Genomic DNA, 7,578 nt, shown 5'->3' with positions numbered 1-7,578 from the left:
TAGGCTGCCACCGACAGCGCAGGAGGTGAAAAAGAGCCAAAACTTGAGCATAGCGCCGCCCTCGCCCCGCTGAGTGATGCCTGGAACGCCTACCGTGACCGCCTGCAACAACTGGTGCTGATCGGCAATCGCCTCAACCAAGGCCAGGCCGAGCTGGGGCAACTCGAACAGCGCGCCAGCGCCGCCGCCGAACAGTTCACCCAACAGCGCGAAGCCCTGGATTTGCTCTACCACGAGGCCGGTGCCGAACCGCACGCGGTGGCCGAACAAATCCAATTGCTGGCCAGCCTGCTGCAAGACAATCGCAAGCAACAGCGCGCCTTCGAAGACCTGGCCCGCTTGTGGGACAGCCAGCAACAGTTGGATCAACAGGCAGGTGCGCTCACGCAAAGGCTCGCCGAGGCCGCGCAAAAACGCGAACAACTGAACCAGACCGGCCTGCAAACCAAGGCCGAACTTACCGTTGCCGAACAAACCCTGGCGGTGACCAAGCAACTGCTGGAGCGCCAACGCTTGGCCCGCAGTGCCAGCGTCGAGGAGTTACGCGAGCAGTTGCAGGATGACCAGCCCTGCCCGGTGTGCGGCAGCCACGAACACCCCTATCACCAGCCCGAGGCCCTGCTGCAAAGCCTGGGCCGCCATGATGAAAGTGAAGAGGCGGCGGCGCAGAAAGCCGTCGACAGCCTCAAGGAAAAACTCACTGAATTGCGCGGTGAAGTGGGCGGCCTGATCGCTCAGCAAAAAGAGTTCCTGCAACAGCAAGAACAGTTGGCTACCCAGCAGCAGGGTTTGGCACCGAGCCTTCAAGCCCATCCACTGTGCGCCTCGCTGTTCAACCAGGACGTCGACAAGCGCAGCCCTTGGCTGGCCCAGCAATTGGTCCAATTGACCCAAAGCATCAGCCAGGACGAACAACGCCAAAGCGCCCTGCTCAACCTGCAACAGAACGCCGGGCGCTTGCAGCAACAATTGCAAGCGGCCCAGGACGCCAGCCAGCAAGCCCGGCAATTGCTGGTGGACCAGCAGCGGCAGCTGGCCGGCGACCGCGAACGCCTAGAGGCGGAACTCAGCGCCTTCGCCAGCCTGTTGCCCGCCGAGACGCTGGAGGGCTTGCGCAGCGCGCCTGCGGCGACTTTCATGCAGCTCGACCAGCAGGTCAGCCAGCGCCTTGAGCAATTGGGCCATCAACGCGATGAGCAGGCCGAGCAGCAGGAGCGCCAACAGGCCATCGAGAAACAACATACCCACCAGCAGCATCGTCAGCAGCAACTCGACGCCTTGAATCTGCAAGTCGCAGAGCTGGCTGACCAGCAACACGCCGTCCAGGAAAAACTCCGTACCTTGCTAGGAGAGCACCCCAGCGCCGAACACTGGCAACAGCAACTGGAGCAAGCTGTCACGCAGTCCCGCCAGAGCGAGACCGACGCCAACGAGGAACTGCACGCTGTGCACACGGCCCTGGTACAGCTGGCCGCCGACCTCAACGCCCAGCAGCAACGCCAGCAGGCATTGGAGGCGGAACAGCAAGCCCTCGCGACACGCATCAGCGAATGGCGCGCCCTGCACCCCGAACTGGATGACCAGGGCCTGGCGCGCCTGTTGGCCTTTGATGAGGCCCAGGTCGCGCAGTTGCGTCAGCACCTGCACAGCAGCGAAAAGGCCGTGGAGCAAGCCAAGGTTCTGTTGCACGAGCGCGAACAACGCCTGGCCGAACACCGGGCCCTGCACAACGGCAACCTGGAGGCCGAGCAACTGGACGCCACCCTGGCAACGCTTAACCAGCAACTGATCGAGGGTGAGAAACACTGCGCCGAACTGCGCGCACGCCAGTCCGAAGACCAGCGTCGCCAGAACGCCAACCAGGCCCTGGCCGAACAGATCGCCAAAGCTTACGAGCAGTGGCAGCGCTGGGCCCGCCTGAATGCGCTGATCGGCTCGGCCACCGGCGATACCTTCCGCAAGATCGCTCAGGCCTACAACCTCGATTTGCTGGTGCACCACGCCAACGTGCAACTGCGCCAACTGGTGCGCCGCTACCGGCTTAAACGCGGCGGCAGCATGCTCGGGCTGTTGGTCATGGACACCGAGATGGGCGATGAACTGCGCTCGGTGCATTCCCTGTCCGGTGGCGAAACCTTCCTGGTGTCGTTGGCACTGGCGTTGGGGCTGGCGTCGATGGCGTCGAGCACCTTGAAGATCGAGTCGCTGTTTATCGACGAAGGTTTTGGCAGCCTTGATCCGGAGTCGTTGCAATTGGCGATGGACGCTCTGGATGGTTTGCAGGCCCAGGGCCGCAAGGTGGCGGTGATCTCCCACGTACAGGAAATGCATGAACGCATCCCGGTGCAGATCCAGGTGCAACGCCAGGGCAATGGCCTGAGCACGTTGGAGGTCAAGTGAGCGAAGCGCTGCTGTATTCGTTCCGGCGCTGCCCCTATGCAATGCGAGCGCGGCTGGCGCTGCGTTATTCCGGCGTTGCGGTGAGCATCGTCGAAGTCAGCCTGAAAGCCAAGCCGGCCGAGATGCTCGCGCTGTCGCCCAAGGGCACGGTGCCGGTGTTGAGCGTCGAAGGGCGAGTGATCGAGGAAAGCCTGGAGATCATGCAGTGGGCGCTGGCCCAGCACGACCCCGAAAACTGGCGGCTACAGGGCGATCCAGCGGTGTATGCGCTGATTGAAGAAAATGACCAGGTGTTCAAACATCATTTGAATCGATACAAGTACGCCGAGCGCTACCCGGAGCAACCGATGGAACACTATCGGGCCGAGGGCGAGGTGTTCTTGCGCAAGCTGGAAGATTTGCTGGCAGACCGTGAGTATCTACTCGCCGATCACCTGAGCTTGGCAGATGCAGCGCTGGCGCCGTTTGTGCGCCAGTTTGCCCATGTGAATCGGGAGTGGTTTGCGGGCACGCCCTATCGGCGTTTGCAGGCCTGGTTACAGCGGTTTCTGGATTCACCGTTGTTTAGAGCAGTGATGGCAAAACCCTGAGGCCAATCCAATGTGGGAGCTGGCTTGCCTGCGATGGCATCGACTCGGTACATCAGCTATACCGAGTGGTCCGCATCGCAGGCAAGCCAGCTCCCACATTGGACCGTGGCTCAGTGCTGGGTCTTGTGATCCAGCGCCGCATAGAAATTGGCGCTCTGTTGCAGGTATTTCTGGGTATAGGCCGTGACATTGGATTTTTTGCCGGTGACTTCCACGCTGGCGGCGGCAGGCAATGCCACGGTGGCGGAAACAGCAGAAGCAGCAATGATCGAGAAGAGATTGAAATTCATGGCGGTAACCCTTGTGTGCGTTTGGTTGGGTGGCCTGGGAAGGCCTTGGAACCCAACTTACGCCCGAGGGTTGAACCTTAGAAATGCTTTGAAACAGTAGCCGTTATCACTGCGATTAATACAAAGGCTCAGGCCCCGCATTGCGGGGCCTGTGGCTTATTGACGCACCAGGAACTTGAGGTCGCTGGGGGCATCGATCGGCAATTTCTGCACGGTTTTACCCAGCAGGCCGGTCTTGGGGTCGCGTTCAACCACCACGATTTCATTGCTTTTCTGGTTGGCGATCAGCAGGAACTTGCCGCTCGGGTCGAGGCTGAACTCACGCGGGTGGTCGCCTTCAACAGAGCGGCGCTGGATTTCCTTGAGGTGCGCGGTGGCCGGGTCGATGCTGAATACCAGCATCTGATTGGCTGTGCCACGGTTACTCACATAAAGGAACTTGCCATCGCTGGAAGCATGCAACGCCGCGCCGGCCTTGTCGGACACCGGTTGGCCGGCGGCATAGTCGAGCAACTGGGTTTGCGTCAGCTTGCCCTCGTTGTAATCGAACACGGCCACCTGGGCGCTCATCTCAGTGGTCAGCCAGGCGTGCTTGCCGTCCGCACTGAACAGCAAGTGACGCGGGCCGCTGCCCGGGGGCAACTGCACCGACGCCGGGTTGGCCGCTGTCAATGGCAGTTCGTGATTGGCCTTGGGGTCGTAGCGGTAGGCAAACACCTTGTCCGCACCCAGGTCCTGCACGAATACGTACTTGCCGTCCGGCGACGACACCACCGAATGCACATGGTTGGACGCCTGGCGCTCCGGGTTCACACGGCTGGCCGGGTGCCCGCTCAACTGCACCGGCGCCGACAGCTTGCCACTGGCGTCCACCGGCAGGATCGCCAGGCTGCCACCCGGGTCTTCCACCACAGAATAGTTGGCCACGAACAGGTAGCGCCCATCGGCGGCCACGCTGGAATGGGTGGGCTCATTGCCCAGGCTCTGCACCTGATTGATCAGGGTCAACTGGTGGTTCTGCGGGTCGATGCTGTAGCTGCTGACACGCCCCACCGGGTCTTCCTGGCCCGGGCCGTTTTCATTGACCACGAACAACTGCTTCTGGTCTTTGGAAATCGTCAACCAGGACGGGTTGGCGGTTTTCGCCGCCAGCACTGGCTTGCCGCTGAACTGCCCGGTGCGGCTGTCGAACTGCAGGCGGTAAATACCCTCGCTACTACCGGCGGTGTAGCTGCCCACCAGCAGTTCATGCAGATCGCTGGGCGCGGCCTGTACCGACATCGCACCGACACTGCCTGCCATCAGCAGGGGCCAGAATTTACGCATCATCATCCGCTTCGTCCTCATCGTTATTGTTGCCGGTGAAGGCGCTCATGCAGATCAAGCGGTGCTCGCCCGACTCACCGGTAAGGGTCCAGCTTTGCAGCGTCTCGTCAAATGTGGCATCGCCCACCTGCGCCGAGCTGAAGCTCCAGCGTTTTTCGGCCCGGCCATCCATGGCAGTAATCACGAGCTTTAGTTCAGTCAACTCGAAATCAAAGGCATGCAGGCCGTCGATTTCAAGCATGTCGCTGGTTTCAAGCAGGGTGCGCAGGGGGGCGGATTCGGCAGTCATAACATCAATCGTTCAGAGGAAAGACCTCATGATAGGTCAAATGGTTGCTACGGCGTAAATCCTGACGTGACCTGCGCCGCGTTTACATGCCGCCATATATCCCTCGCCCTACTCCACCCCACGCAAAATCAAGCGCTAGCGGTAAGGGCATGCCAATGGAAATGGCTGTTTACCTATTGTTGATTTCACTCGAAAACCTGGCTCGGTAGTTTCCACTCGCCTGCTCGCATGACGCGAACAGGGTCACCTCCATGACGAGCATGACTGCAACCACAAGGAAGCTGCACGATGATTCAGGGAAACTACCCCCAGCGTTTTTTTGACCACCACCTGCCCGTTTCACTGCCAACCCCGGCTGCCGGCCAGGCGGTCGATACCCATCACGAAGCCTTATCGAATGCCGCACAAGACCAACCGCTGAACCGCCCCAGGCGTGCATCCGCACCGTTGCGCACCGCAGTGACCACCGCTCCCACCGACAACTCGCCGCAGATCACCGCAACGGCGGTCGCCCAGCAGTTCGACACTCGCCCTACGTTGCGTTCAGTGGTGTCGGGCATGCTAGAGGAGGCGATCAAAAGCCTGTACCCCACTTTAGCCTTCAATCTCGCCGAAACGGCAGTGGCCGAACCCATTTCAACCGACCCACCCCAGTACCGCCTGACCCCTTTGCTGGACATCGCCCTGAAGCACCTGACCACCGACGGCGACCTCGACTTTACCGACAAACATTCACTGCCCTGCACCCTGGTCGATCACGCCACCGGGCATAGCCTCAAGCCTGCGCCCTCCTCCAATGCCTTGATGCCGGGCATTGATATGCAGGCCATTGAACTGGCTATCCGCAGCCTGCGCGCGCCCCTCAAAAAAGCGTTCGAACAGGCCATGCTCAAGCACTTCGTCGGCAGCGCTGACGCTCACGCTCCCGGTGCCAACCGTTGGCGCTGGCTGAGCGACACACTGCGGGACACCTTGACCACCGGAGCCCTGAAGCAACCTGGGCTCAGCGCTCAACAACGCGAGACCCTCGACCAGGTCGTGACGTACCCGGATCGTGCGCAGCGCCAAGCGGCCAAAGGCGATGGTGCGGCACAGGTTTTCATCCTTGATTCTGCGGTGAGCCACGCCGGTGGCAGCGCCTCGCAACTCACCCCAGACCTGCTGATCACTCGTCAGGTCGATGGCCGCACGCAGGTACTGCACGCCACTGCCGCCGGCGTGGTGACGCCGTATGACTCCTTGCAGGCGTTCGGCAAAGCCTGGGGCAAAAAAATGGGCGATGCCTTCGTTTTCGACACCCTGAACTGGAAGCGCCAGGAGCCTGCGGGGAATATTTTCGATACCCAGGCGGCGGTCATCCTCAATGCCATGGTGGAGAACGTTGCGTCCATCGAGGTGCCCACCACCGGCTCGCTTGAGGCGCTGGAGCAGGCGTTCACCCAGGCCAGCGACCCGAGCCCCTGGTTTCTCGGGGCCTATGCACCCGACGCGCGCGAGCTTGAACGTCTGCATGAACAGTTGCCCACCTGGTTCGGCTCGGCAAGCGCCGCAGAACGCGACACCTATCGACAGCACGCACTGGCCCTGGCCAGCAGCGTGCGCCGCAACAATGGCCGCACCTTCCTCGACGGCATCCCCGATATCCGCACCTACGCCGAGCAACAGCTCGACCAGCATTTAGCCGGCAAGGGTTACACGGCCAAGAATGTGGAGGTGGTGTTCAAGGTCCCGGTGGGCGATATGGGCAGCAACTACCTGGAACGGGTGAGAATGAGCCTGGTGGACATGGCCCTGGAAAATCTGTCGGGCCTGCCCAAGGGTGAGATGGAAGTCCACCTGCATGGGCAGCGGGTCAGCGATGCCAGCCTGCCAAAAATGCTCAAGGACCTGATCAACACTGTGGACATTGGCGGCCACTACCCCGAGTTGCTCAAGCGTGAACTGCTGGACGACAGCCCGGTAGCCCGTGATCGGCTGGCACGTTTCATCGAGCAGGTACCCCTGCAGCTCGCGATGCAGGCCTTGGAACTCAAGCTCAAGGGCGAAGCCGGCATCACCGCCCAGGGCCACGCGTTTATCGAAGCAATCACCCAGCCCGGCGCGGGCGGCAAAAGTGCGGCAGGCCAAGAGATTACCGTGCGCCCCCTGGCATTTGTACGCAAACCAGGAGCGACGCCGGATGTGGTCGCCAATATGTTTATCATCGAACCTTTGTCCAGCGGTAGCGGCCCACATATCCTCTATCGTCCTCAATTGAAACCGGCACTGCTGGAATTCGCCAGCCGCGACGCGCTGCTGGAGGCCATCCGCGAACCCGGTGCGCTGCAAGACAGCGTGCTGGCCTGGTTGCCGGATGACAAAGCACGGGCGGTGTACGGTAATGGCGGTTTTCACACGCCCAATATTGCGCGTTTTAGCGTATTCAATGAGTTTGACCCGCCTGCTACGCCCAAGCCGACCACCCTGGCTGTCGACGGCTATGCCGCTGCCACCACGCTACGCCAGGACCTGCTCAACGGCGACCTGGCCAAGCACTGGTTCCACTCCAATGCCAACAGCCTGGTCACCCTGGCTGAAGGCCAATCGACCTCCGATGCTGAAAGTCGTTGGGCGTCCTACAAGGAGCTCGGCTGGCTGTTGTTCAACACCCTGCTGCCGTTGATGCGCGGGCCGGGTGCCATGG

The 7,578-nt window shown here is 61.3% G+C and carries 5 protein-coding genes and 1 pseudogene; 3 read left to right on the top strand and 3 right to left on the bottom strand.

Features of this window, described 5'->3' with window-relative positions:
- Positions 1-39: 39 nt before the first annotated feature.
- Both GIW04_RS25370 and GIW04_RS25365 read left to right on the top strand, forming a co-directional pair.
- A pseudogene (locus GIW04_RS25370) lies at positions 40-2,400 on the top strand (SbcC/MukB-like Walker B domain-containing protein); the annotation flags it as partial.
- Positions 2,397-2,990 carry a glutathione S-transferase gene (locus GIW04_RS25365; RefSeq protein ID WP_003190786.1) on the top strand — a complete coding sequence of 198 codons (594 nt, stop codon included), beginning with the start codon at positions 2,397-2,399 and terminating at the stop codon, positions 2,988-2,990. The pseudogene GIW04_RS25370 and the gene GIW04_RS25365, both read left to right, overlap by 4 nt.
- 110 nt (positions 2,991-3,100) lie before the next feature.
- Here GIW04_RS25365 and GIW04_RS25360 read toward each other — a convergent pair whose 3' ends face one another.
- The 3 genes from GIW04_RS25360 to GIW04_RS25350 all read right to left on the bottom strand — a co-directional run bounded on the left by GIW04_RS25360 (position 3,101) and on the right by GIW04_RS25350 (position 4,895).
- Entirely contained in the window at positions 3,101-3,280 is a 180-nt protein-coding gene (locus tag GIW04_RS25360; RefSeq protein WP_003190784.1) for a hypothetical protein, read from the bottom strand.
- A gap of 156 nt (positions 3,281-3,436) precedes the next feature.
- Entirely contained in the window at positions 3,437-4,612 is a 1,176-nt protein-coding gene (locus tag GIW04_RS25355) for a lactonase family protein (RefSeq protein ID WP_057709867.1), read from the bottom strand.
- A complete protein-coding gene (locus GIW04_RS25350) occupies positions 4,599-4,895 on the bottom strand; it encodes a DUF5629 family protein (protein WP_120248259.1) in 297 nt (98 codons plus the stop codon). The genes GIW04_RS25355 and GIW04_RS25350 overlap by 14 nt, the downstream gene beginning before the upstream one ends.
- Before the next feature lie 288 nt (positions 4,896-5,183).
- Between GIW04_RS25350 and GIW04_RS25345 the strand changes: the two genes are divergently transcribed.
- Positions 5,184-7,578, top strand: a 2,395-nt coding sequence (locus tag GIW04_RS25345) for a dermonecrotic toxin domain-containing protein (RefSeq protein WP_329607640.1), incomplete at its 3' end; no start/stop codon positions are given.

It is taken from the genome of Pseudomonas sp. PA-4-8C (assembly GCF_021606625.1).
Taxonomy (GTDB): Bacteria; Pseudomonadota; Gammaproteobacteria; order Pseudomonadales; family Pseudomonadaceae; genus Aquipseudomonas; species Aquipseudomonas lactis.
This window is presented reverse-complemented; position numbering and strand designations above follow the sequence as displayed.

Coding starts and splice junctions, on each gene's coding strand:
- GIW04_RS25360 (WP_003190784.1), bottom strand. CDS start 3,280: ATGAATTTCAATCTCTTCTCGATCATTGCTGCTTCTGCTGTTTCCGCC.
- GIW04_RS25355 (WP_057709867.1), bottom strand. CDS start 4,612: ATGATGATGCGTAAATTCTGGCCCCTGCTGATGGCAGGCAGTGTCGGT.
- GIW04_RS25350 (WP_120248259.1), bottom strand. CDS start 4,895: ATGACTGCCGAATCCGCCCCCCTGCGCACCCTGCTTGAAACCAGCGAC.